The organism is Kitasatospora sp. NPDC034035 (assembly GCF_055575755.1).
The window spans coordinates 98527-122539 of the sequence record NZ_JBVISA010000019.1 but is presented as its reverse complement, the minus strand read 5'-3'; the positions used below and the strand labels follow the sequence as shown (position 1 = coordinate 122539).

The window sequence follows — 24013 nt, the reverse complement described above, 5'->3', positions numbered from 1 at the left end:
ACCAGAGGAATGCACGACTACCTCAGCGGCACGATCCGCGCGTACGACGGGGATCCGCAACGCTACGAGAACGCGACCGCGGGGATGGTCCCCGTCGCCGAACTCGACGCCTTCACGGCGCTCCTCCCCGACCCGGCCGGACGCGTCCTCGACGTCGGCTGCGCGTTCGGGCGCGACACCGCGCTGCTGGCGGAGCGGGGCCTGCGCGCGGAAGGGGTCGACCTGACGAGCGCCTTCGTGGCACGAGCGCAGGAGCTCCACCCGCAGCTCACCTTCGCGCGCATGGACGCCCGCGACCTCGCGTTCCCGGACGCGAGCTTCGCGGGTGTCTGGTGCCAGGCGACCCTGCTCCACCTCAAGGACGAGGACGTCAGCGCCGCGCTGGCCGAGTTCCACCGCGTCCTCACCCCCGGCGGGGCGCTCTTCGTCAGCTTCAAGGAGGGGGACGGCGAGGAGGAGATCGTCGAGAAGTTCAGCAGCGGCAGCGCCCGCTTCTACCGCTACCAGACGGTGCGGAGCGTCACCGGGCTGGTCGGACAGGCGGGCTTCCGGGTGGCGGCCGTCGAGCGCTCGAACGAGTTCGAGCGCTACGGTCCGGGCTACCGTGACCTGACCTGGATCCACGGGTACGCCACCAAGGCGTGACCAGCGCGCACGAGAAGTCCCGGTCGGGCATGACGACCGGGACTTCCGGCATGTCCGGATCCGTCCCCTCCGCGCCACTCTCGCACCGCTCCCGGGCCGCTCTGGCACCGTTCCCGGGCCGTTCCCGGGCCGGCGCCGCGGGAATTCCGTGAAAGGCCCTGTTTGCTCCTCCGGCGGGGGCGGCCCGTCGCCGCGCTGGGCTTGCTACGACTCCAGGTACCGCAGGACCGCCAGGATCCGCCGGCTGTAGCCGGTGGTGTGGCTCAGTGCCAGCTTGTCGAAGACGGTGTTCAGGTTCTTCTCCACCGAACTCAGCGAGATGTGCAGCTTCTGCGCGATGGCCGTGTTGGTGTGCCCCTGCGCCAGCGCCTCCAGCACGGTGCGCTCGCGCGGGGTGAGCCGGGCCAGCGGATCGCCGTGCGTGGTGCGGATGACCAGCTGCCGGACGACCTCCGGGTCGATCGCCGCCCCGCCCGCGTGGATCCGCTCCAGCGCGTCGAGGAACTCCTCGACCTGGGCCACCCGGTCCTTGAGCAGGTAGCCGACCCGCTCCGCGTTGGACGCCAGCAGCTTGGCCGCGTAGGTGCGCTCGATGTGCTGCGAGAGCACCAGCACGCTCACCTCCGGCCAGCGCTCGCGGATCTCCACGGCGGCCCGCAGTCCCTCGTCGGTATGGGTCGGGGGCATCCGGATGTCGAGGACGACGACGTCCGGCTTCTTCGCCTCGACCTCCTGAAGGACCGTCACCGCGTCGCCGAGCGCCGCCACGACCTCGTGGCCCTCTTCGACGAGCAGCCGGACCAGGCCCTCCCTCAGGAGGGTCGAGTCCTCGGCGAGGATGACGCGCATGGAATCTCCGCGGTGATGGTGGTCGGTCCCCCCAGGGGGCTGTCGATGTGCAGGACGCCGTCCAGCGCGGCCACCCGGCTGAGCAGCCCGGTCAGGCCGCTGCCGGCCGGGTCCGCGCAGCCCGTGCCGTTGTCCTCGACCCGGACGGTGAGCAGCGCGCCGTCGAGCGTCACCCGCACCGAGATGGCCGAGGCCGAGGAGTGCTTGGCGGCGTTGGTCACGGACTCGGACACCACGAAGTAGGCGGCCGTCTCCACGGGTTTGGGCAGCGCCGCGCCGACCTCGAACCGGGTCCGCAGCGGGATGCCGCACCGCTCGGCCACCCCGCCCAGCGCCTCTTCGAGACCGAGGCTGTCCAGCGCCGAGGGATAGACCCGCCAGGCCACCTCGCGCAGTTCGGTCAGCACGTCCCGGGACTCGTCGTGCGCCTGGAGCAGCAGCGCGCTCGCCTGCTCGGGGTTGCGGCCCCGGCGGGCCCTGCCCAGCAGCATGGCCAGCGCCACCAGACGCTGCTGGACGCCGTCGTGCAGATCGCGTTCGATGCGCCGGCGCTCGGCGTCCACGGCCTGGACCACCGCGGCCCGGCTGGTGGCGAGTTCGTCGATCCGGCGCTGTAGCAGCTCCCGCTCGGAGGGGCCGAAGCACTCGCGGGCGATCCGGGTGTCCAGGGCGGCCAGCGAGTACAGGCCCTGCACGTCGAGGAAGAGCAGGACGCTGCCCAGCAGTGCCTGGGTGAGGAGTTGGTCCCAGCCGAGCGTCCCCCGGGCCATCCCGTTGACCGTCAGCCCGGCCAGCATGGCGCCGAAGCCCAGCAGTCCGATGACGACCGCGCAGAGCAGTCCCGCGTAGCAGCGGACCGCCAGGTAGCGCAGGAGCTTCTGGTCGGACGCCTTGTAGTGCTCGGGGAAGCGGTCGTCGAAGAAGGCGGAGCGCCGGTTGCGTTCCAGGGCCGTCAGCCGGCGCGCCCCGGCCATCACGATCTCCAGGGCGTTCGGCCGGCTGCGCGGCCAGAGCAGGAAGGGGCCGAGGACGGTGCCGACCACGAGGAGGTAGAGCGCACCGAGCACGGCGGTCAGACAGCCGATCAGGACGCCCAGGCTGCGGCGCGACCAGGCCGGGGCCCGCGTGGCGGTCTCGTCCTCAGCGGTGCCCTGACCACCCGCAAACCCCGTCGGGGGGTGGGATGCGGCGCCCGCTGAATCTCCTCGCACGAGGCCCGAGCCTAGTGCGGCCGCGCAGCCCGGGCAAGATCGCCAGGACTGCGCGGCGGCTTCGACCGTGCGGTCGGGAAGCGCGGCCCGGTCATGAACTGGCCTGCTGCTGCGACCGGTTGCGGTTGCGCAGCCGGACGACGAGGTACCCGGCCAGGGCCGCGACCGGCGACTGAGCGGCCACATCGGATTCACCCTGACCCACGCCTCGGGACGCCCCTGGGTCATCGGACAGGCCCCGGACGGGAACACCGGTGTCACCTCGGCCGTCCACGCCCGGCACGGCACCACCGCGCGCGGCTGGTCACCGGGACCCACACGCTGACCACCGGTCAGCTCAAGGACTGGGCCAGGCGCGTACGGCACCCGGCCGACCTCGACGAACTCGCCGGATCCCTCACCGGCAGCGCCCACCTGGTCGCGAGGATCGACGGCGAGGTCCGCGTCCAGGGCACCGTCACGGGGGTGCGTCGGGTCCTCACCGCCACCGTCGACGGCTGCGCCCTGGCGTCCGACCGCGCCGACCTGCTCGCCGCCCTGGCCGACGCCCCCCTGGACCCGGTCCGCCTCACCGCGCGGCTGCTCGGATTCCCGGCGCCCGTGTGCGTACGCCATGCGCCCGGCCGGGAGGAGCCCGGGTAAGGGGTTACGGAAAACCGCAGCAGGACCGGGCGGTTGACCGCATGGTGGCGCCCCCCGCCCGGCTCCTACCGTGGACCGCATGATCGCAACGTTGGCTTCCGCGTCGCTCGCCACCGCTTCCGCCGAACCCGCAGGCGGCATCGCCGGATGGGCCGTCGACGTCATGAGCACCCTCGGCGCCCCGGGCGCCGGTCTCACCAACCTGGTGGACACCGTCCTGCCGTTCATTCCCAGCGAGATCATCCTGCCCGTCGCCGGATTCGCCGCCGGACAGGGCAAGCTGAGTCTGCCGGCCGTCATCGTCTGGACCACGATCGGCTCGATCGTCGGCTCCTGGATCGTGTACGCCGCAGGTGCCCTCCTGGGCCGCGACCGGACCCGCGCACTCATCACCCGCATCCCGCTCATCCATGCCCACGAGATCGACCGGGCCGAGGCGTGGTTCGAACGGCACGGCCGCAAGGCCGTGCTGATCGCCCGCATGGTGCCGGTGGTGCGCAGCCTCATCTCCGTACCGGCCGGGATCCAGCGGATGCCGCTGATGGCCTTCACCGCCATGACCGTCCTCGGCAGCCTGGTGTGGAACACCGTGTTCGTGCTGTTGGGCTACTGGCTGGGCGACAACTGGCACCTGGTGGACGAGTACGGCGGCTGGGTGTCGAAGGGCGTGGTGGCGGTGGCGCTCGTCGTCATCGGCCGCTGGTTCCTGGTGCGGATGCGCCGCCGCCCGAGCGCCCGGCACCGCGGCTGAGGCCCGGGGCCCTTCGGCGTTCTGCCGCGTTGAGCCGTGCGGTGGGCACGTGGGGGTCGCGTCGTGGTTGCGGGGAGCTCGGGCAGGTGGTCGACCGGCTGCCCCCGCGCTCAGGATGAGGGCGGTGGACCGGCGGTTGCGCTGGAGCAACTGTGGGTTCCCTCTCGTTGACGCGGCTTCGTCGGCACGGCTTCGTTGGCACGGCTTTCGTTGACGCGGTTCCGATGACCTGCGGCGGAAAGAACGTAGGCGTCCTGCGTGAACGTGGTTTCCGGCTCCACGTGAACCCGTGGTGAGGCGGCGGGGGTTGAGGCGGAACGCGGCGGCCGCGCTCTTATGACAACGGCATTGACGTGTGGCGTGGGTCACCGGTTTCATGGCTCGCACTTCCCGCGCACGCCTCCCCTACGGTGCGCGCGGCCTCCCACCCACATCCCCCACACCCCCCACGACCTAGGCGGTGATCCGTTGGCATCGACGGTGAAGGACACGGGCGGCGGCCCGAGAACGGATGCGGGCAGCTCCCGCGTCGTGATGCGGCAGTCCCTCGGCTTGCTGGACGGCGCGGCGATCGCCGCGTCCAGTACGGCCGCCACCAGCAGTATCGGGATCGGCCTGGGCCTGATGGCCGGGGTCGTCGGCCTGCACCTGCCGGCGATCATGCTGCTGGCCTTCCTGCCGGTGCTCGCGATCGCCGGCGGGTACGGCCGGTTGAACGCGGTGGAGCCGGACGCCGGCTCCAGCTACCGGTGGGTCGGGCGCACCCTCAGCCCCTGGCTGGGGTTCCTCACCGGGTGGGTCAACACGGTCGGCACGGTGGTGTTCATGGCGTACACCACGACCGTCACCGGCTCGTCGGTCATCCAGCTCCTCGACCTGGCGCACGTGCGCAGTGTCGCCGGCCTGCGGCTGGACGCGGACTCCACCGTCCAGTGCACCCTGCTCGGCCTGGTGGTCCTGGTCGGCGCCGCGCTGGTCGCGGTGCGCGGGCTGGAGATGGCCGCCCGGCTGCAGAAGGCGCTGCTGGTGTTCGAGTACGCCGTGCTGCTCGGCTTCTGCGGGTACGGGCTGTTCGCGGGTGACCAGCCGTTCTCGCTGCAGTGGTTCAACCCCTTCGACATCCCCTCCTTCGGCGCCGTCGCGCAGGGCATGGTGCTGGCCGTGTTCTGCTACTGGGGCTTCGAGTCGGTGTTCAGCGTCGGCGAGGAGGTGCGCGACCCGCGCGACGCCTCCCGGGCCGGCCTGCTCGCCCTGGTGGTGATGATGCTGCTGTTCCTGCTCGCTGGTACGGCCTTCCAACGGGTGCTGCCGATCGACGAGTTGGCCGACAACGGCGCGCACGGGCTGACCTACTTCGGCACCAAGCTCGCCCACCAGCCGCTCGCCGCACTGCCGTTGATCGCCCTGACGTTCTCCGCGATGGCCTCGCTGCAGTCCTCGGTGATCCCGACCGCCCGCGGGATGTACGCGATGGGGCGCGACCGGGTGCTCGGCCCGGTCTGGACCCGGCTGCACCCCCGGCACGCCACACCCGCCGTCGGCACGCTGCTGATCACCGGTATCGCCGTTCTCCTGGCCCTGGCCTCGATCGCCATCCCGACCGTCAACGACCTGATCTCGGCCGCCGTCAACGCGATCGGCATCATCGTCGCGCTCTACTACGCGCTGACCGCCATCGCCGCCGCCGTCCGGTTCCGCGGGCTGCTGCGCACCGACCTGGCGGAGGGACTGCGCGCGGTGGTCGGCCCACTGCTGGGCGCGGCGGCGCTGCTCGCCGTCGGTGGCTACCTCGCCTGGACCTTCTACGACTCCGCCGACCACTTCGAACTGTCCGCCGACAACGGGTGGTTCGAGCTGACCGTGGTGACGCTGATGGTCGTCACCGGGCTGCCGGCGGCGGCCTGGGCCCGCTGGCGCCGGCGTTCGCCGTACTTTCAGGCGAACGCGACGGGGGATGTCAACTCCCTTGCCAACGAGTCGTAAGAACCGCAAGAGATCCACGGGACACGAGCTCCACGCGACGCAAGATCCAAGTAGCGCAAGAGATCCACGAGATGTTCACGAGACGCAAGAACGGAGCACCAGCCATGACCGAGGCCGATCTGGTCTTCACCCGTGGACCCGTCCACACCGGTGACGCCGCCCGGACGAGGGCGACCAGCCTGGCGGTCGTCGGCGAGCGGATCGCCGCCGTCGGGCACGACGAGGTCCGGGAGCTGATCGGGCCGAAGACCGAGGTGGTGGACCTCACCGGCAAGCTGCTGCTGCCCGGATTCCAGGACGCGCACATCCACGCGGTGTTCGGCGGAGCCGAGTTGGCCGTCTGCGACCTCACCGGGACGGTCGGCGTCGCCGACTACCTGGAGCGGATCCGGGCGTACGCGGACGCGAACCCCGGGCAGGAGTGGATCACCGGCAGCGGGTGGTCGATGGAGAGCTTCGACGGCGGCCTGCCGACCCGGCAGCTGCTCGACTCCGTCGTCCCCGACCGGCCGGTGTACCTGACCAACCGGGACCACCATGGCGCCTGGGTCAACACCCGGGCGCTGGAACTCGCCGGCCTCACCCGGGACACCCCCGATCCGGCCGACGGGCGGATCGAGCGCGAGGCCGACGGTACCCCGGGTGGCACGCTCCAGGAGGGCGCCACCGCCCTGGTCGCCCGGCTGGTGCCGCCGTCCACCGCCGCCGACCGGCTGGACGGGCTGCTGCGCGCCCAGCGGCTGCTGCACTCGCTCGGCATCACGGGCTGGCAGGACGCGCTACTCGGCGAGTTCAACGGCCAGCCGGACCCGTCCGACGCCTACCTGGCCGCGGCGCGCTCCGGCGCGCTGACCGCCCGGGTGACCGGCGCGCTCTGGTGGCAGCGCGACCGGGGAGCCGATCAGATCGCCGAACTCGTGCGACGGCGCGAGGAGTTGAGCCACGGGCGGTTCCGGGCCGGCTCGGTGAAGATCATGCAGGACGGCATCGCGGAGAACTTCACCGCCGCGATGACCAGCCCGTACCTGGACGGCTGCGGCTGCGCCACCGCCAACTCCGGCCTCAGCTTCGTCGATCCGGAGGCGTTGCGCGGGTACGTCACCGAGCTGGACGCGCTCGGCTTCCAGGTGCACTTCCACGCGCTCGGCGACCGGGCCGTCCGCGAGGCGCTGGACGCCGTCGAGGCCGCCCGCGCCGCCAACGGGTGGCGCGGCGCCCGGCACCACCTCGCCCACCTCCAGGTGGTCCACCCGGAGGACCTCGCCCGCTTCGCGCGGCTGGGCGCGATCGCCAACATCCAGCCGCTCTGGGCCGCCCACGAGCCGCAGATGGACGAGCTGACCATCCCCTTCCTCGGCCCGGAGCGCGCCGCCTGGCAGTACTCGTTCGGCGACCTGCAGCGCGCGGGCGCCACCCTGGCGGCGGGCAGCGACTGGCCGGTGAGCAGCCCGGACCCGCTGGCGGGCCTGCACGTGGCGGTCAACCGGATGGAGCCGGAGGCCACCGACGGACGGGTCTTCCTGCCCGAGCAGCGGCTCGACCTGGGCTCCGCGATCGCCGCGTACACGGCCGGGTCCGCGTACGTGAACGGGCACGACGACGCGGGGGTGCTGGCCGCCGGGCGGCTCGCCGACCTGGTCGTCCTCGACCGGGACATCCTCACCGGGCCGGCCGAGGAGATCGCCCACGCCCGGGTGGAACGCACCTACGTGGGCGGCGAGTTGGTGCACGCGGCGGAGTGATCCCGGTCGCGGGCTTGGCGGGCCTGGCGGGCTTCGGGGCTTCTCGGGAGGCGCAGGGCGCGCGACGGCCGCCGGTGGTGAGCGCACGGGGGCGCGCCACCGGCGGCGCCGTGCCCGCCGGGGGCGTCGTCAGCGGTCCCGGTCCCGGTCCCGGTCCTGGCCGCTGCCCGCCGCCCGCAGGCGGGCCTCGGCGGCGTCGAGGAGGAGGTCCAGCGCGTACGGGTAGCCGCTGCGGCGCATGTCCGTGGTGAGCAGGCCGGCGGTGGCGGCGATGTGCGGGTGGGTGGCGGCGTCGAGGCGGGCGTAGGAGGCCTGCCAGACCTCCAGGTCCGCGGTCGCGGCGGGGGCCGGGAGGGCGAGCGCGGCGGCGTCCAGGGCGGCGAAGCCGAGGCTCTGGTCGACGAAGGCGTGGTAGATGCGGACGGCCTCGAGGTCCGGGAAGCCGGCGGTGCGCAGGATGCCGAGCATGGCCTCGACGGCGGCGGTCTCGTGGGTGCGGCCGGTGGTGCGGTGGGCGGCGAGCAGGGCGGCCTGCGGGTGGGCCTGGTAGGCGGCGTGGATGCGCAGGCCGATGGCGCGCAGGTCGGCCCGCCAGTCGCCGGTGGGCTGCCAGCCGTGCTGGGCGCGGCCGATGAGCTCGTCGGCGATGGCGAGCAGCAGGTCGTCGGTGCTGTGGAAGTAGCGGTAGACGGCGCTCGGGTCGGCGCCGAGCGCCGCCCCGAGCCGCCGTACGGTGAGCGCCTCGGCGCCGTGCTGCCCGATCAGCCGCAGGGCGGTGTCGACGATCAGCTCGTCGGAGAGGACGACGCCCTGCTTGGTGGGGCGCCGACGTCTCCGCTGCGGTTCGGGGACTACGCGGTCGTTCATGCCCGCAGGCTATGTCAACTCCGTTGACATAGAGAAGGGGCGAGGCGAGGCGTACGGAGCGAAGGGCCCGGGACGGTGGCCGGTCGGACGACCCGCCGGTCAGACCACCCGCCGCAGCCAGCCGTGCCGGTCCTCGGCGCGCCCGTACTGGACGTCCAGCAGGTGCTCGCGGATGCCGAGGGTGTGCTTGCCGGGCGCGCCGCCGCCGACGGCGAACTCGTAGCCCTCGCCCTTGAACCCGATGATCGGGGTGATCACCGCCGCGGTGCCGGCCGCGAACACCTCGGCGACGGTGCCGTCGGCGGCGCCGGAGCGCAGCTCGGCGAAGGTGATCGCGCGCTCGACCGGGGTCAGGCCGAACTCGGCTGCCAGGGCCAGGATCGAGTCCCGGGTGACACCGTCGAGGATGGTGCCGAGCCCGGGAGTGACCAGCTCGCCGGCCGCGGTGACCAGGCACAGGTTCATCGTGCCGGACTCCTCCAGATCGCCCTCGCCGCCCGTGTCGTCCAGGAACAGCACCTGGTCGCAGCCGTGCTGCTTCGCCTCGATCTGCGCGGCGAGGCTGGAGGCGTAGTTGCCGCCGCACTTGGCCGCGCCGGTGCCGCCCCGCCCGGCCCGGGTGTACCGGCTGCTGACCCAGAGCGTGATGCCGGTGACGCCACCGGCGAAGTACGGCCCGGCCGGGCTCGCGATGACCGCGTAGGTGACCTCCTCGGCGGGCCGGACGCCGAGGAACGCCTCCGAGGCGAACATGTACGGCCGCAGGTAGAGGCTCGCCTCGCCGCCGGAGTCCGGCACCCACGCCTCGTCCGCGCGGACCAGCTCCTCGACGCTCGCGAGGAAGTCCTCCTCCGGCAGCACGGGCAGCGCGAGCCGCTCGGCGGAGCGCGCGAAGCGGCGCGCGTTGAACTCGGGGCGGAACAGCCGCACGCCGCCGTCGGCATGGCGGTAGGCCTTCAGCCCCTCGAAGATCTCCTGCGCGTAGTGCAGCACCGACGCGCTCGGGTGCAGCGAGAACGGCGCCAGCGGCCCGACCCGGCGGTCGTGCCAGCCCTCGCCCGGCGTCCAGGTCGCGGTGGCCATGTGGTCGGTGAAGAACTTGCCGAAACCCGGCGCGGCGAGGACGGCGCGTCGCTCCGCCTCCGGTACCGGGCCGGCCGTCCGAACCAGAGGGAAAGCGCGACTCATCGTCAACTCCTCGGCGCCGAGGCGGAATCCGCCGGATCCGGCGCCGACCACCGGCGCCTCACCCGTCATGCTAACGGCCGTCAGTCGGACGGGATACGGGCCGCCCGGGTCTCCGCGGTGACCGTGCGGGGGCACCGACGGGGCACCGACGGGGCACCGACGGGGCATCGACGGGGCATCGACGGGGTGTCAACGGGCTGCCATGGGGGTGCTCGTGGGTTCCCCTGGCGAGGCCGACCCGCACGGGCGGGCGCGGCCGGGGCAATCGGGGCCGGGAGTGGGCCTGTTCGAGTGAGCGGCGCGTGGTGTCGCGGGGGCGGCCGGGGGAACGGCGGTTACGTAGGTGGGCAATCCCCCGTCGCGGGCCGTGGCTTCGGCCGTCGTCCCGCCCTCCGTGATCGGAGCGCCCCACCCATGGCCGTACCCACCACCTTCGACCACAGCGCGGCCGGCTACAGCCTGCCGCACGCCTACTGCCTGGCCAAGGCGGCCGAACTCGCCTACCAGGACGACGCCGCCATCGACGAGCAGGCCCGGGCCTGGGGCTTCGGCGATGTGCGGCACCACCAGACCCGGTTCACCCCGCCGTTCCCGGTGGAGGACACCCAGGCGTACACCATGGGCAGCGACCGGATGATCGTCGTCGCGTTCCGCGGCACCGAACCGCGCGAAATGCGCGACTGGCTCACCGACTCCACCACCCCGCCCTGGCCCGGCCCCGCCCGGACCGGCCATGTGCACTACGGCTTCGCCGAGGCCCTCGAGTCGATCTTCCCCGACGTCACCAAGGCCGTCGCGGAGCTCCGGACGAACGGGCAGAGCCTCTGGTTCACCGGGCACAGCCTCGGCGGCGCGCTGGCGATGCTGGTCGCGGCCCGCCTCCACCTGGAGGAGCCGCGCCTGCACGCGGACGGGGTGGTCACCTTCGGGCAGCCGCGCACCTGCGACCGCGCGCTGGCGGACGCCTACGACAAGGGCCTCGACGGCCGGACCCACCGGTTCGTCAACAACAACGACATCGTCCCGCAGCTGCCGCCGGAGCCGGCGTTCACCCACGTCCGGACGCTGCGCCACTTCGACGCGTCCGGTCGCATCCAGGAAGGCACCGGACTGATCGCCGGGCTGACGGGAAGGGCCAAGGGCCTGGGCGAAGCGGCCTTCGCGCCGACCGGGGAGGGCATCCGCGACCACCTGATGCGCAACTACCTCGCGGCCCTGGAGAAGAACCTCGGCTGACCGTCGGCCACCGGCGACCGGCCACCGGCGACCGGACACCGGCCGCCCGGCCTCGTCGGTGGTGCCGAGCACCCCTTGCGGGCTGCCCGTCCCGCCGCCGGCCGTGCCCCCCGCCGAGGTGCTCAGCCCTCAGCGGGGGCCGGTGCCCAGGATCTGCCGTTGTAGGAGTAGCTCGGGGCGCCGTGCAGGCCGACCGTACGGAAGGGCCGGCCGTTGTCGTTCACGGTGACCTTGCCCTGGCGGTCGCCGCTGCTCCACTCCAGCTCCAGGTACCAGCTGACGTCCTGGGAGCGGGTGGTGGCGTCCACGTCGATCACCTGCGGGTCGGTGTCCGACACCCGGTAGGGGAAGTCGGACACGGGGGTCTTCTTCGCACCCTCCTTGCCCGGGACGGGGACGGCACGCGGCGTGGGCGAGTCGAGGTCCACCGCGAAGGACGCCGGGACGAGGTTCCCGCCGCAGCCCGCGCCCGGGGTGTAGGCGTTCCACTTGGGGGCGGGCTGGGTGCCGGCGATGTGCACGTACACGGTGTGCAGGACGACGGGCGTGGCGGTCGCGCCCTGGGCGGTCAGCTCCAGGCGCAGGTGCCCGGCGGGGACGGCATGCTGCGCGGCCGCCCAACTCCCGGTGCGCGCGGCGGTGTCCGGGGGCGGGGCCACCTGGGCGGGCGTGCGGGCGGAGAGGAACCACTGGCCGCAGGGGCTGCCCCAGTTGTCGGTGAGGACGTTGACGTGGAAGGGGGGCGGGTTGTCCTCGGGGGCGGGGGTGGGGACCGGAGTGGGGGCGTCCGTGGGGGACGGGGGTGTGGCGGCGGGCGGGGCGGCAGCCGTGGGGGCGGTGGTGGCAGCCGCGGTGGCGGGGGCGTCGGCGGCGCCCGTCGGAGTGGTGCCGGTGCCCGGCGTGCCGCCGACGTCGTGCAGGAGGAAGGCGGAGACCACGGCGGCCACGGCGGCGACGGCCACCGCGCTCAGCAGCACGCGGGTGCGGGTGCGGTTACGGCGCCGGGGTTCGGCGGCCGGGGCCACGGGGAGCACGGGTTCCACCTCCTCGGTCGGCGCGGGAGCCGGCGTGGGAGCCGCTGTGGGGGTGGACTCCGGGTCCAGCGCGAGCTCCGGCGCCGGCTCCGGCGCCGGCGTCGCTCCCGCTGCTCCCGCCGAGCCCGCCTCCCGGCGGCGGGCCGCGTCGGCCAGAATCCAGCGGCGGTGCAGCTCGACCAGTTCCTCGTCGCGCGCCCCGCAGGCCCGGGCCAGGCGTTCCACCGGTGCGTACTCGGCCGGGACGGCGGCACCGTTGCAGTAGCGGTGCAGCGTGGAGGTGCTGACGTGCAGCCGGGTCGCCAGCGCGCCGTAGCTGCGGCCGGAGCGCTCCTTCAGCTCCCGCAGCGTCGCCGCGAACTCGTCGGTCTCCACGCCCATGCTCTGCGCACCTCTCACCCCGGACCGGCCCCGGATCCCGTCGAATCCGCGGATCACGGTACCGGCTCGCCGGGTGAGTGCCCGGAGGAAGGGGAGCACAGCGGCCCTGGTCAGGACTGCCGGTCGGCGGCGGCGGTCGACGCGGCGGCGTCCGCGACGCTGCTCCGGTACAGGCCCAGCTTCGGCTTGGCCACCTTGGCGCCGTTCCCGAGCGGGAAGTCGAGGGTGTCCGCGGCGGCCATGTGGTCGCCGTCGGCGAGGACGTTCAGCTCGTCGACGCCGGCCGCGGTGCCGGTGGCCGCACCACCGGGGTTGAGGTCGAGCACCGCGTACGCCGTCTGACCGGCCGCCACCGGGTAGGCCGGGGCGCCGCCCAGCCCGCTGGGCACCAGCGGCTTGACGTCCTTGCCGTGGTCCGCGGCGTGCGAGTCACCGAGGCTCAGCAGCGGGTAGTAGCTCAGGCCGCAGGCCGTCGTGCCCTGGTTGCGCACCTCGATCACCCGCTGGCCGGGCGCCTCGGCCCGGGTGGTCACGCGGACCGACAGCTTCTTGGCCTCGCAGGGGTGGGAGTAGGCGTAGGCCTCCCCGCCGCCCGCCTCACCGCCGCCACCCGGGGAGGAGGTGGCGGCGGGGGTCTTGGGGCGGGCCGGGGTGCTGTTCGCGGCCGGTGCGGCGGCGGGCGCGATGGTGGCCGCACCCGCGGCCGCCTGGGTGGGCTTGGCGGACGGCTGCGCATCGCCCGCGCCGCCGCCGGACTGGCAGGCGGTCAGGGTGAGCGCGGCGCCGAGGGCGAGGGCGGCCGGAACGAAGAAGGCGCGGCGAACGGACATGGAGGTTCCCCCGTAACAGTGGTGGGTGTGAGAAGAGGATCGGGCGGCGGGGCCATCGCCACCGGGCCGCCGATCAACACTGTGGCCCGCCGCCCGTCCCACCGCCAGCCTTCCCCGCCACCCCGGGACACTGGAACGGTTCCACCCCCTCTGACCTGCACATCCGCCCCCGCCTGGAACGCCCCACCGGAACGCCCCGGGACCTCCAGGACCTTGCCGTAGCGCTCTCCCGGGCCTTGCCGTACCGCTCGCCCGGGCCCCGTCGCCTCGGCCTGTCCGTCGTCCTCCGGGCACGATCCGGGCGGGCATGGGGACCTGACGGTGCACCAAGGGATGCCCTTGATCCTGTGACCGTTCCGGGTAGATCGGGCGGGTTGTGCGGGCACCTGTCCAAGCCGGTGTTCGGGCCCGGGGCGGGCGGCAGAACTGCCGATATGCTGACCGCCGCTCCACGGAGGGAGCGACCGGGAATCGGGGGAAGCGCATGAGCGGCGGCGGTGCCGGGGTGGGGTTCAGTGCCCATCCGGACAAGCTCGGGGACGCGGGCGACCAGCTGATAGCGGCGAGTACGGACGTGGGCTCGGTGAAGGACGCGCTGGGCAAACTGGGCATGTCCGGAGACGGGACCTTCGGGGAGTACGGCGCGGGTGACGCGGCGAAGGCGTTCTGGCAGGCGTGGCAGGACGAGCTGGGGGTGAACGTCGACGCGTTGAACGACCTCGGCGGCAAGGTGCACACCAGCGCGGCGAACTACAGCACCACCGATCACGGTGTCGGCCAGCAGTACCAGCAGCAGGGGGCGTGACCGGTGCCCGACCACAGCGCGAACCCGCTCAGCCCGTTCGGCGTGGACCTGGGCAACCAGCGCCAGCAGGCCGAGCGGCTGAAGAAGACCATCGACGACTCGCACGGCATGTGGGGCGCCGGTGACCTCAAGTACGCCGTCCACGACGCCCTGCAGCTTCCGGCTCCCAAGGGTGACCCGGGCAAGCTCGGCCAGCTCGCCACCTCGTACAACACGGCGAGCAGCCAGCTGGACGAGATCCAGATGAAGGTGGCGCGGGTCGGTGCCGAGCACCTGCCGGACGCCTGGACCGGGCAGGTGGGGGAGAAGGCGGCCGAGGTGGTCAAGGCCTCCGCCGACGACCTGACGCGCTGCCGCGACATGCTGGGCAAGGGCCGGGACCAGCTCAACGCGCTGGCCTCCGCGCTGAGTGAGGCGCAGACCCTGCACGGGCAGGGCCACGCGCCGCTGAGCGAGGCGCTGAGCCTGCTGCACGACATCACCGTCTCGGGCGCGCCGGACCCGTTCAACTGGGACGACGACAAGATGCACACCGCCCACGCCAAGGCGAAGGACGGCATCAAGTCGATCTTCGACGCGGCGGTGAAGGCGGAGGACGCCGGCCGCGCCGCCGCGCGTGAGCTGAACGCGCTGGCGGACAAGGCGCTGGCGGCCCGCTTCAAGAACAAGGGCCTCGGCGCCGCCGACAAGCTGGTCATCGCGGACGCGGAGGTCGCCGGCAGCGACCAGTTCGGGTCCATCCTCACGGCCAACGACGTGACCCGGGCCGGCCAGTTCATGGACAAGATGAGCGACGCCGACCGGGCCCGCTTCGACCAGTTGCTGGCCGGCAGCAAGTCCCCCGAGGAGCGCGCCTACCTGATGAAGGCGCTGGCCGCCGGGCACGGCTACGACGAGGTCAAGGCCTTCGACGACCAGATCCACGAGCACGGCGGCGACCCGGCCTGGCTGGCCCAGCGCCTCTCCCCGGTGCAGATCGACTCCGCCTCCGGGAACCAGTCGGACACCGCCTACCAGGGCGTGGCGTGGAACCAGGGCGACAAGCCGACCTGTGTGGCCGGCTCGACCGTCACCGCCCGGGCGATGGTCGACCCGCTCTTCTCCCTGCAGCTCACCACCGGCGGGCACCCCGGCGACCCGCAGTACGACAACGGCAAGGCCGCGTACGACCGCTGGCTCAAGGAGACCGACCGCGTCTACGACACCAAGAACTGGTGGAACGAGTGGCAGGACGGGATGAGCGACGGGGAGTCCAAGGACGCCGCCAACGACGAGATCGGCAAGCACACCGGGGCGGGCTACCACACCGTCGACCTGGAGGGCCCGGAGCAGCGCAAGGACGTGCTGGCCCAGGTCGAGTCGGCGGTGGACCAGGGCAAGCCGGTGCCGATCGGAGTCAAGGAGGACACCTGGTTCCGTCCGGACGGCCACCAGATGATGATCATCGGGCACCGCGGTGACCAGCTGGAGATCTACAACCCCTGGGGTTACACCGTCTGGGTGAGCGAGAGCGACTTCGTCAACAACCACATGGAGGGCGCGGCCCAGGGCGGCAACATGCCGATCGCCGACCACGTCCAGATGCCCAAGTGAGGTCCGGTTGAGCACCACCCCGCCCCCCATGAGCGACTCTCATCTCGCCGAGCTGGACGTCGAGGTCCTGCTGCGCTTCGGCCTGCCGGCTCCGGGCCCGCACCGTTCCACGCTGTTCGGTGACGGCGCGGTGGCCGCCGCGATCACCGTCGACCGGCTCGGCGCCATGCCGCGCGCCCTGGTCTTCCTCGGCGAGGTGGTCCGCTCCGGCGGCACCCGCTACGCCGCCGCGCTGCCCGAGCCGCTGCCCGGCCCGGCGGCGGCGGTGGCGCGCGGCTGGCTGGAGGCGGCCTCGATGGTCGTCGGGGACGCGACCGGAGACCTGCTGGTCGCCCGCTGGCTGGACGCGGTCGCCGCCGTCCTGGCATTGCGGATCAATCACCATGAGGCGAACTCATGAGGTGGCGTCGGATCCTGATCGCGGCGGTCGCCCTGCTGGCCGTCGCGGGCGTGGTGGGCGCGGTGGTGGTCCACCGGATGACCGCCGGCAAGCTCGACCACGGCACGGTGTTCGCCCAGGCCTCCGGTGAACTGGCGGTCAAGCCGGGAGAGTTGTTCTCCGTCGAGGTCAGCGCCCACCGGGTGACCGGCCAGGTCTGGACGGTGGCCGACCCGGCCCCCGGTTCGGCCCCCGACCCGGCCGCGCCCCAGGCCCCCGATTCGGCCGCCGTACGGTCCGTGGGCGACGAGTACGTCAAGGACTTCGGGCTGAAGGACCTGGTCGGCGCCACCGGCTCGGCGGGCTCCGGCGGCCGCTACTACTTCGTGTTCCGCGCCGGCCCCAACCCGGGCCGCGCCACCATCACCCTGCGCAACCCCAACCGCGCCGCCCGCCCGGGCGGTTCCGACCAGGACGAGCGGCAGTTCACCGTCGACGTGCGCTGAACTGTCGGCCTGTGCTGAACCGTCGGCGTGCGCTGAACCGTCGACGTGCTGACGTGCCTCACCCCCGGCCCTCTGCGAAGGGGGTGAGGGTGCGTCGGCCCCGGCTGCCAACCGGGTGACGCGGGTTTGGCCGCCGGGTCGCCACGGAACGTCTTCCCGCCGTACCGGCAGCGGCGCACCAGGTTGTGCCCGAACCCGAGGGGTGGCATGGCGACCGCAGGTTCCCAGGAGGCTCCCCGGCAGGCGAGGGCGTTGGCGCTCGCCCGGCACCCTAAACTGTGGCTCTTCCCGAGCGTCCTGTGCGGCCTGCTGGCCGTCGTGCTCTCGCTGCTCTACATGGGCGGCATCGTGAACCCGACCGGGCATCTGCACCGGCTCCCCATCGCCCTGGTGAACGCGGATCAGGGCGCGCCGCCGCCCGGACAGCCGGCGAACCTCGGTACCCAGCTGACCAGGGCGATCGTGGCCGGCACGCCCGACAGCACCGTCGACTGGCGGCAGGTGGACGAGGCCGGGATGCGCGAGCAGCTCGCCTCCGGCAAGGTCTACGGCGCCCTGCTCGTGCCCAGGGGCTTCACCTCCGCCGTCACCGCGCTGGTCACCGGCGGCGCCACCGAGCGGCCGACCGTGACCGTGTTGACCAACCCCGGGCTGGGCAGCCTCGGCTCCTCGATGGCCGCGCAGATCGCCCAGAACGCCGCCCACCAGGCCTCCCAGGCGGCCGGCCGCGAACTGCTGGCCGCCGTCCCGGCCGCGACCGCCCCGGGCCCGGACACCGGCGCCACCGCGCGCCTGCTGCTCGCCGACCCGATCGCCGTCGCCACCCAGGTCGGCCACCCGATCGGCAGCCACAGCGGACTCGGCCTGAGCGCCTTCTACTTCACCCTGCTGGCCGTCCTGACCGGCTTCATCGGCGGCAACATCATCCACAACGGCGTCGACGGCGCGCTCGGCTACAGCGACAGCGAGATCGGCCCCTGGCACACCCGCCGTCCGACCGTTCCGATCAACCGTACCCAGACCCTGCTGCTCAAGATGATCATGACGGCCGAGATCATGCTGCTCACCACCTGCCTGGTGATGCTCGGCGTGGTCGGCATCCTCGGCATGGACGCCCCGCACCAGGCGATGCTCTGGCTCTTCGCCTACTGCGCCAGCCTCGCCGTCGGCCTCGGGGTGCAGGCGATCAACGCCGCGTTCGGCGGGATCGGGCAGCTGGTGTCGATGTTCGTCTTCATCGCGCTGGCCCTGCCCTCCTCCGGCGCGACCGTCCCCCTGCAGGCGGTGCCCGGCTTCTACCGCTTCCTGAGCGTCTTCGAACCGATGCGCCAGCTCAGCGACGGCATCCGGGCGATCCTCTTCTTCGACGCCCGGGGCGACGCCGGGCTGGCCCGCGGCTGGATCATGATCGCGGTCGGTGTGGTGCTGGCCCTGGCGTTCGGCTTCGGGATGACCCGCTACTACGACCGCAAGGGCCTGCACCGCTGGACGCCCCAGCCGACCGACTGACGCTTAGGCAGGGGCGTTCAGGGCCGGAAGGGTCAGGACTTCGTCACCGTCACCTTGAGGTGCTTCATGATCGGCTGGTCGCTCTGCGTGCTGTGGTCGCCGATCGCGCAGAGCACGTTCATCTCCGGCATGTAGCCGGCCGCGCAGCCGCGCGGGATGTCGTACGGGACGGCCAGGTAGCCGGTCACCGAGCGGGTGCTGCCGTCCCGGGCGGTGCTGGTGACGTCCACCCGGTCGAACTCGGCGATGCCGCGCTCGCGCATGTCGTCCTTGTTCAGGAAGACCAGGGTGCGCAGGTTCTTCACGCCCCGGTAGCGGTCGTTGTCCGAGTAGATGGTGGTGTTCCACTGGTCGTGCGAGCGCATCGTGCCGAGCGCCAGGGTGCCGGGCTCGGGGACGACGTCGGGCAGTGGGGCGGCGGAGAACTCGGCCTTGCCGGAGCCGGTCAGGAAGACCAGCTCGCGGGCCGGCTGCTTGATCCGGAACCCCAGCGGCAGCCGCACCCGGCGGTTGAAGTCCTCGAAGCCGTCCAGCACCTGCGCCATGGTGTCGCGGATCCGGTCGTAGTCCTCGATGTACCACTCCCACGGGGTGGGGCTGTCCGGGAGTGCCGCGCGGGCCATCCCGGCGATGATCGCGGGCTCGGAGAGCAGGTGCGATGAGGCCGGTTTCTTCATGCCGACCGAGAGATGAACCATGCTCATGGAGTCCTCGACCGAGGTGGACTGCACCCCGCCGCGCTGGTGGTCCTTCTCGGTGCGGCCCAAGCAGGGCAGGATCAGGGCCGTCCGGCCGTGCACCAGGTGGCTGCGGTTCAGCTTGGTGCTCACCTGGACGGTCAGCTCGCACCTGCCCAGGGCCTCGTGGGTGTAGGGCGTGTCCGGGGCGGCGAGCGCGAAGTTGCCGCCCATGCCGACGAAGACCCTGACCGCGCCGCGGCGCATCGCCTCGATCGTGCCGACGGTGTCCAGCCCGTGCTCGCGCGGCGGCTCGATCCCGCACACCTCGGCGAGCCGGTCCAGGAACTCCCCGGCCGGCCGGTGGTCGATGCCGCAGGTGCGGTTGCCCTGGACGTTGCTGTGCCCGCGCACGGGGGAGGGCCCGGCGCCCTCGCGGCCCAGATTTCCGCGCAGCAGCAGGAGGTTGACGATCTCCCGGACGGTGTCCACGCCGTGCTCGTGCTGGGTGACGCCCAGGCACCAGCTGAAGATCGAGCGGTCGGCGTCGCGGTAGATCCGCGCGGCCTTGAGGATGGCGGCCCGGTCCAGCCCGCTCTGGCGCTCGATCTGCGCCCAGGGCGTGGCCTCGCAGACGTCCCGGTAGGCCTCGAAGCCGCTGGTGTGGCGGTCGATGAACAGCCGGTCCAGCGCCTTCTCGTCGGTCGCGGACTGCTCCAGGACGGCCTTCGCCATGCCGCGCAGCAGCGCCATGTCGCCGCCGATGCGCGGCTGCAGGTTCAGGGTGCCGGTGCGGGTGGACCTGTTCAGCGCCATGTCCGTGAAGTCGTGCGGAATGATCGTCCGGGTCGCCGCCGCCTCGACCAGCGGGTTGACGTGCACGATCTGCGCGCCGCGCTTGAACGCCTCGGCGAGCGCGGTGAGCATCCGGGGCGCGTTGGAGGCCGCGTTGACGCCCAGGATGAACAGCGCGTCGGTGACCTCCCAGTCCTTGAGGTCGACCGTGCCCTTCCCGGTGCCCAGCGAGGCCTGCAGCGCCCGCCCGCTGGCCTCGTGGCACATGTTGGAGCAGTCGGGCAGGTTGTTGGTGCCCAGTTCGCGGGCCATCAGCTGGTAGAGGAACGTCGCCTCGTTGCCGAGCCGGCCGGAGGTGTAGAACGCGGCCTGGTTCGGGTCGTCCAGCCCGCGCAGCGTCCGGCCGACGAGCTCGAAGGCGTCCTTCCAGCCGATCGGCACGTAGTGGTCGGTGGCGGCGTCGTAGACCATCGGCTCGGTGAGCCGGCCCTGGTCCTCCAAGGCGAAGTCGCTCCACCCGGACAGCTCGGTCACCGAATGGGCGGCGAAGAACGCGCGGGCGACCCGCTTGCGGGTCATCTCCCAGGTGACGTGCTTGATGCCGTTCTCGCAGATGTCCAGGTGCAGGCCCTTGGTGTCGTCGGGCCAGGCGCAGCCGGGGCAGTCGAAGCCGCCGTCCTCGTGGTTCATCCGCATGACCGCCCGCGGCCCGTCCAGGTACGCGCCCTCGCGGGCCAGGACGCGGGTCACGCTCTTGGCCGCGCCCCAGCCCGCGGCGGGGTGGTGGTACGGCGCGAACCGCGGCGGACCGGCGGGGGAGGGGCCGACGTCCGCTTCCCGCCCGGACTCTGGGGATTCTGTGGAGTCCGCGGACTCGCGGCCGGTGGTCGCGGCGCCCTCGGAGGTGTTCGCGCGGTCGTCGGAAGTGGTCACGGCACTCGCCTTCCCCCGCTCGGGTCGGGGCTCGGAGTTCGGCGGACACCCGGCGGTCGGCTCGAGGCTACGCCGGGTGGTCGGGACCGGCGAGCGGAGCGGTCAGCCGCTCGGGAGACTGCCGAGGACGGCGGCGATCCCGGTGCGCCGGGCGACCTCCAGCAGCGCGCGGGCCATCACCGAGCCCGGCTCCCGGGCAGCGATCACCAGACCGATCGGCGCGCCGTGCACCGGCTCCACCAACGGGACGGCCTGCATGCCGTGCGGCACGCCGAACACGTGCAGCCAGGCGTAGGGCACGACGCTCGCCCAGTGCCCGGTCCGCACGTGCGCGAAGAGCGAGGCCACCGAATCCGTCTCCACCCGCGGGGTCGGCGCCAGCCCGAGGCCCGCGAACACCTCGTCCAGCACCCGCCGCCCCTGCATGCCCGCGTGCAGCAGGCACAGCGGCAGCCGGGAGGCCTCCTCCCAGGTCGCCCTCGGGTGGCGGGCCAGGCCGTCGGCCAGGCTGGTCAGCAGGACGTACCGCTCCTCGTACAGGGGCAGCGTGCGCAGGTCGTCGGCGCCCGGCTCTGGCAGGTACGTGATGCCCGCGTCGATCTCGAAGTTCCTTACCTGGCGCAGGAGTTCCTCGGAGCGCAGGTCGGTGGACAACTCCACGGTGACCAGCGGATGGGCGGCGCAGAGCGGTCCGGTGAGCAGCGAGACGGCGCCCGAGGCAGTCGGCACCGAGCCGATCCGCAGCCGTCCGCTCAGACCGGTTCGCAGCGCGTCCACCTCGTCCCGCAGGGCGTCCCGGTCGACCAGGATCCGCTGCGCCCACAGCACGATCCGCTCGCCCTCGGGCGTCAGGCCCTCGAAGGCGCGGCCGCGCCGCACCAGCAGCACCTTCAACTCGTCCTCCAGCTTGCGGACGGCTTCGGAGAGCGCGGGCTGGGAGACGTGACAGGCCTGGGCGGCGCGGGCGAAGTGACGCTCCCGGGCGAGGGCGACGAGGTACTCGAGCTGGCGGAACAGCATCTAGCCGGCCCCGGGGGCGGAGTCGGCCGGTTCCGTGCCTGCCGGTTCCGTGGCGTTGCTCCCCGTGTCGTTGGTTCCCGTGCCGTTGGTTCCCGTGTCGATGCGGTCCGTGCGGGTGTAGACGTTCATCGAGTCGCCCCGCAGGAAGCCGACCAGGGTCAGACCGGTCTCCTCGGCGAGGTCCACGGCCAGCGAGGACGGGGCGGAGACCGCCGCCAGCATCGGGATGCCCGCCATCACGGCCTTCTGGACCAGTTCGAAGGACGCCCGGCCGCTGACCATCAGCACCGTGCCGCGGGCCGGCAGCAGGCCCTCGCGCAGGGCGTGGCCGACCACCTTGTCCACCGCGTTGTGCCGGCCGACGTCCTCCCGCAGGCAGAGCAGCCGCCCGTCCGCGTCGAACAAACCGGCCGCGTGCAGGCCGCCGGTGCTGTCGAAGACCTTCTGGGCGGCGCGCAGCCGGTCGGGCAGGGCGGAGAGCAGCGCGGGTGTGACGCGCAGCCCGTCCTCGGCGAGGCTCCAGGGCGCGGTGGTGCGCACCGCGTCCAGGCTGGCCTTGCCGCACAGGCCGCAGGAGGAGGTGGTGTAGAAGTTGCGCTCCAGCGAGGCGTCGGGGGCGGGCACGCCGGGGGCGAGGACGACGTCCACGACGTTGTAGGTGTTGCCGCCGTCGGCGGTGGCACCGGCGCAGTAGCGGATGCCGGCCACCTGGTGGGCGGCGTGCAGCGCGCCCTCGCTGACCAGGAAGCCGGCCGCCAGGTCGAAGTCGCTGCCCGGGGTGCGCATGGTCACCGTCAGCGGGCGCCCGCCGACCCGGATCTCCATCGGCTCCTCGGCGGCCAGGGTGTCGGGGCGGTACGAGGGCGTGCCCTGGCGCAGGCGCAGCACTCTGCGCGGTACGGTCACTCGGCCCATGGTCGTCGGCTCCTCGGCGGGTTCTGCGTCGCGGACTGTGTCGTGGACTGTGTCGTGGACGTTGTCGTAGCGGACTCTACGGATGAATCCTCGCTCGTCCGGCGGTCGAGGTGCGTCGCGCGGTCCGGTTCGGGCAGGTGACGGCGGCTGTGCGCGCCCGTCACGGCCAGGCAGAGCAGGCCCACCGCGGCCATACCGGTCAGCAGGGCCGGGTAGGAGGCGTGGCCGGCCGTTCCGGCGAGCAGCAGCGGGGTGAGGAAGCCGCTGGAGGTGGTGCTCTGGTAGAGCGAAGCGGCGGTCGGGCCGGAGGAGCCGGACGGGTTGGCGGGGCCGGCAGGCTCGGGGCGCCCGGAGTGTGCGGAGTGCGCGGGGGGCCTCGGCGTCAGCCGTTCCACCTCGTGCAGCCCCGCGCCGAGCGTCAGCCCGTACCCGGTGCCGAGGACGACGGCGGCCGCGACCACCAGCCCCACCGAGTCGCGCTCGGCGGCGAGGGCGCCGATCAGCAGTCCGCCGATCACGGTGGCCATCGCGGTGAGGGTGGCCCGGGCGCTGCTGCGGTCGTCCAGCCGGGCCGCGAAGGGCTGGGCCAGCACGCCCATGGCGAGCGTGAGCGCCGCCACCAGGCCGCCGAACAGCGGCGCGTAGCCGGGGACACGGTCGGCGACCAGCGGGGGCAGCACGACGTACGCCACGGTGGCGGCGCCGAGGACGGCGGGGCTGGCGGGGAGGACGACGTAGCGGAACCGCGGGTGTCGCACTGCCGCGCTGTGCTCGGCGCTGTGCTCGACGCCCTGCTCGGGGCGTGGGCCGAGGCGGGAGATCGGGCCGGGTGCCGGGCCGGGGACCGGGCGGAGGCCCGGTGCGGTCTCCGGCAGGCGGCGGGTGGCGCGCAGCACCAGCAGGCAGCCGAGGGCGTGGGCGAGCGCGGGCAGCACCGTCGGGCCGGGCAGCCACTCGGCGAGCACCCCGGAGGCCAGCGCGCCCGCCGAGAAGCCGGCCCCGGTGGCGTACATCGCGCGGCGGGCCGAGACCGCGGGCGGGACGGACGGGCCGGAGAGCTCCCGGAGCCAGGCCGTCCCGGCGAGGAACACCAGACCGGCGGCGAAACCGGTGGCCGTCCGGGCGGCGTACACGGCCGGTTCGTCGGCCACCGCCAGGACGGCGCTGGCGGCTGCGGACAGGACCAGCGCACCGCGCACCACCCGCCGACGGCCGTACCGGTCGGCGAAGGAGCGGCCCAGCAGCAGACCGGGGACCAGCCCGACCAGGTAGACCGAGAACATGGCGGCCAGCGACAGCGCCGACCAGTCGGTGCGCGCCCGGTACACGGTCGCCAGGGCGGTGAACTGGTTCGCGCCCCAGGCGGCGACGGCCACGGCGGCCGCTGCGGGGAACCAGCGGGGGAGCCAACGGGTGGGCATCTACGTGCTCTGCTCTCTCGGACGGTTGCGCCCGGCCGTCCTCCCAGACCCTTTTCCGGGTTTCCTGGATTTCTCCCTTTCAGTGTGTTTCCGGTGGTCCA

General features: G+C 73.1%; 21 protein-coding genes. 11 read left to right on the top strand and 10 right to left on the bottom strand.

The features are described from left to right. Window positions 1–9: 9 nt before the first annotated feature. On the top strand, window positions 10–645 hold the full coding sequence (locus ACZ52J_RS25825) for a class I SAM-dependent methyltransferase (RefSeq protein WP_360509227.1): 636 nt from the start codon (window positions 10–12) through the stop codon (window positions 643–645). 204 nt (window positions 646–849) lie between these two features. On the opposite strand, the gene ACZ52J_RS25820 is transcribed toward ACZ52J_RS25825, so the two are convergent. Next, window positions 850–1494 (bottom strand): response regulator, encoded by a 645-nt coding sequence (locus ACZ52J_RS25820; RefSeq protein ID WP_465622126.1) that lies wholly within the window; start codon window positions 1492–1494, stop codon window positions 850–852. Then, window positions 1458–2705 carry a sensor histidine kinase gene (locus tag ACZ52J_RS25815; RefSeq protein ID WP_465622124.1) on the bottom strand — a complete coding sequence of 416 codons (1248 nt, stop codon included), beginning with the start codon at window positions 2703–2705 and terminating at the stop codon, window positions 1458–1460. The genes ACZ52J_RS25820 and ACZ52J_RS25815 overlap by 37 nt, the downstream gene beginning before the upstream one ends. A gap of 465 nt (window positions 2706–3170) precedes the next feature. Here ACZ52J_RS25815 and ACZ52J_RS25810 point away from each other — a divergent pair, with 465 nt between their 5' ends. From ACZ52J_RS25810 to ACZ52J_RS25795, 4 genes are all read left to right on the top strand, one after another. Beyond that, window positions 3171–3347, top strand: a complete 177-nt coding sequence (locus ACZ52J_RS25810; protein WP_360509232.1) for a hypothetical protein — start codon at window positions 3171–3173, stop codon at window positions 3345–3347. A gap of 79 nt (window positions 3348–3426) precedes the next feature. Further along, a complete protein-coding gene (locus ACZ52J_RS25805) occupies window positions 3427–4098 on the top strand; it encodes a DedA family protein (protein WP_465622122.1) in 672 nt (223 codons plus the stop codon). 468 nt (window positions 4099–4566) lie between these two features. Further along, complete coding sequence (locus tag ACZ52J_RS25800; RefSeq protein WP_465622120.1) at window positions 4567–6081, top strand: APC family permease; 1515 nt, start codon at window positions 4567–4569, stop codon at window positions 6079–6081. A 104-nt stretch (window positions 6082–6185) separates the two neighbouring features. Beyond that, on the top strand, window positions 6186–7823 hold the full coding sequence (locus ACZ52J_RS25795) for an amidohydrolase (protein WP_465622118.1): 1638 nt from the start codon (window positions 6186–6188) through the stop codon (window positions 7821–7823). 129 nt (window positions 7824–7952) lie between these two features. Here the strand turns inward: ACZ52J_RS25795 and ACZ52J_RS25790 are convergent, their stop codons facing one another. Further along, window positions 7953–8690, bottom strand: a complete 738-nt coding sequence (locus ACZ52J_RS25790; protein WP_465622116.1) for a TetR/AcrR family transcriptional regulator — start codon at window positions 8688–8690, stop codon at window positions 7953–7955. 99 nt (window positions 8691–8789) lie between these two features. After that, complete coding sequence (locus ACZ52J_RS25785) at window positions 8790–9878, bottom strand: branched-chain amino acid aminotransferase (protein WP_465622114.1); 1089 nt, start codon at window positions 9876–9878, stop codon at window positions 8790–8792. Between the two features lie 414 nt (window positions 9879–10292). Here ACZ52J_RS25785 and ACZ52J_RS25780 point away from each other — a divergent pair, with 414 nt between their 5' ends. Continuing rightward, window positions 10293–11114 carry a lipase family protein gene (locus ACZ52J_RS25780; protein ID WP_465622112.1) on the top strand — a complete coding sequence of 274 codons (822 nt, stop codon included), beginning with the start codon at window positions 10293–10295 and terminating at the stop codon, window positions 11112–11114. A gap of 122 nt (window positions 11115–11236) precedes the next feature. Here ACZ52J_RS25780 and ACZ52J_RS25775 read toward each other — a convergent pair whose 3' ends face one another. Both ACZ52J_RS25775 and ACZ52J_RS25770 read right to left on the bottom strand, forming a co-directional pair. After that, window positions 11237–12529 (bottom strand): helix-turn-helix domain-containing protein, encoded by a 1293-nt coding sequence (locus ACZ52J_RS25775; protein ID WP_465622110.1) that lies wholly within the window; start codon window positions 12527–12529, stop codon window positions 11237–11239. A gap of 110 nt (window positions 12530–12639) precedes the next feature. Continuing rightward, window positions 12640–13359 carry a DUF4232 domain-containing protein gene (locus ACZ52J_RS25770; RefSeq protein ID WP_465622108.1) on the bottom strand — a complete coding sequence of 240 codons (720 nt, stop codon included), beginning with the start codon at window positions 13357–13359 and terminating at the stop codon, window positions 12640–12642. Window positions 13360–13843: 484 nt separating this feature from the next. On the opposite strand from ACZ52J_RS25770, the gene ACZ52J_RS25765 reads away from it, so the two are divergent. The 5 genes from ACZ52J_RS25765 to ACZ52J_RS25745 all read left to right on the top strand — a co-directional run bounded on the left by ACZ52J_RS25765 (window position 13844) and on the right by ACZ52J_RS25745 (window position 18151). Next, window positions 13844–14164 (top strand): hypothetical protein, encoded by a 321-nt coding sequence (locus ACZ52J_RS25765; protein WP_465622106.1) that lies wholly within the window; start codon window positions 13844–13846, stop codon window positions 14162–14164. A 3-nt stretch (window positions 14165–14167) separates the two neighbouring features. Next, window positions 14168–15757: a peptidoglycan-binding protein gene (locus ACZ52J_RS25760; protein WP_465622104.1), complete on the top strand. Its 1590-nt coding sequence runs from the start codon at window positions 14168–14170 to the stop codon at window positions 15755–15757. Window positions 15758–15785: 28 nt separating this feature from the next. Continuing rightward, a complete protein-coding gene (locus ACZ52J_RS25755) occupies window positions 15786–16157 on the top strand; it encodes a hypothetical protein (RefSeq protein ID WP_465622102.1) in 372 nt (123 codons plus the stop codon). Next, a complete protein-coding gene (locus tag ACZ52J_RS25750; RefSeq protein ID WP_465622101.1) occupies window positions 16154–16642 on the top strand; it encodes a protease inhibitor I42 family protein in 489 nt (162 codons plus the stop codon). Before ACZ52J_RS25755 ends, ACZ52J_RS25750 begins: the two co-directional genes overlap by 4 nt. 207 nt (window positions 16643–16849) lie before the next feature. After that, a complete protein-coding gene (locus tag ACZ52J_RS25745; protein ID WP_465622099.1) occupies window positions 16850–18151 on the top strand; it encodes a YhgE/Pip domain-containing protein in 1302 nt (433 codons plus the stop codon). Window positions 18152–18183: 32 nt separating this feature from the next. Here the strand turns inward: ACZ52J_RS25745 and ACZ52J_RS25740 are convergent, their stop codons facing one another. The 4 genes from ACZ52J_RS25740 to ACZ52J_RS25725 all read right to left on the bottom strand — a co-directional run bounded on the left by ACZ52J_RS25740 (window position 18184) and on the right by ACZ52J_RS25725 (window position 23912). Then, window positions 18184–20556 (bottom strand): FdhF/YdeP family oxidoreductase, encoded by a 2373-nt coding sequence (locus tag ACZ52J_RS25740; protein ID WP_465622097.1) that lies wholly within the window; start codon window positions 20554–20556, stop codon window positions 18184–18186. A gap of 102 nt (window positions 20557–20658) precedes the next feature. Next, entirely contained in the window at window positions 20659–21576 is a 918-nt protein-coding gene (locus ACZ52J_RS25735) for a LysR family transcriptional regulator (RefSeq protein WP_465622096.1), read from the bottom strand. After that, complete coding sequence (fdhD, locus tag ACZ52J_RS25730) at window positions 21577–22491, bottom strand: formate dehydrogenase accessory sulfurtransferase FdhD (RefSeq protein ID WP_465622094.1); 915 nt, start codon at window positions 22489–22491, stop codon at window positions 21577–21579. Beyond that, entirely contained in the window at window positions 22479–23912 is a 1434-nt protein-coding gene (locus tag ACZ52J_RS25725) for an MFS transporter (protein ID WP_465622092.1), read from the bottom strand. Before ACZ52J_RS25725 ends, fdhD begins: the two co-directional genes overlap by 13 nt. Window positions 23913–24013 lie beyond the last annotated feature (101 nt).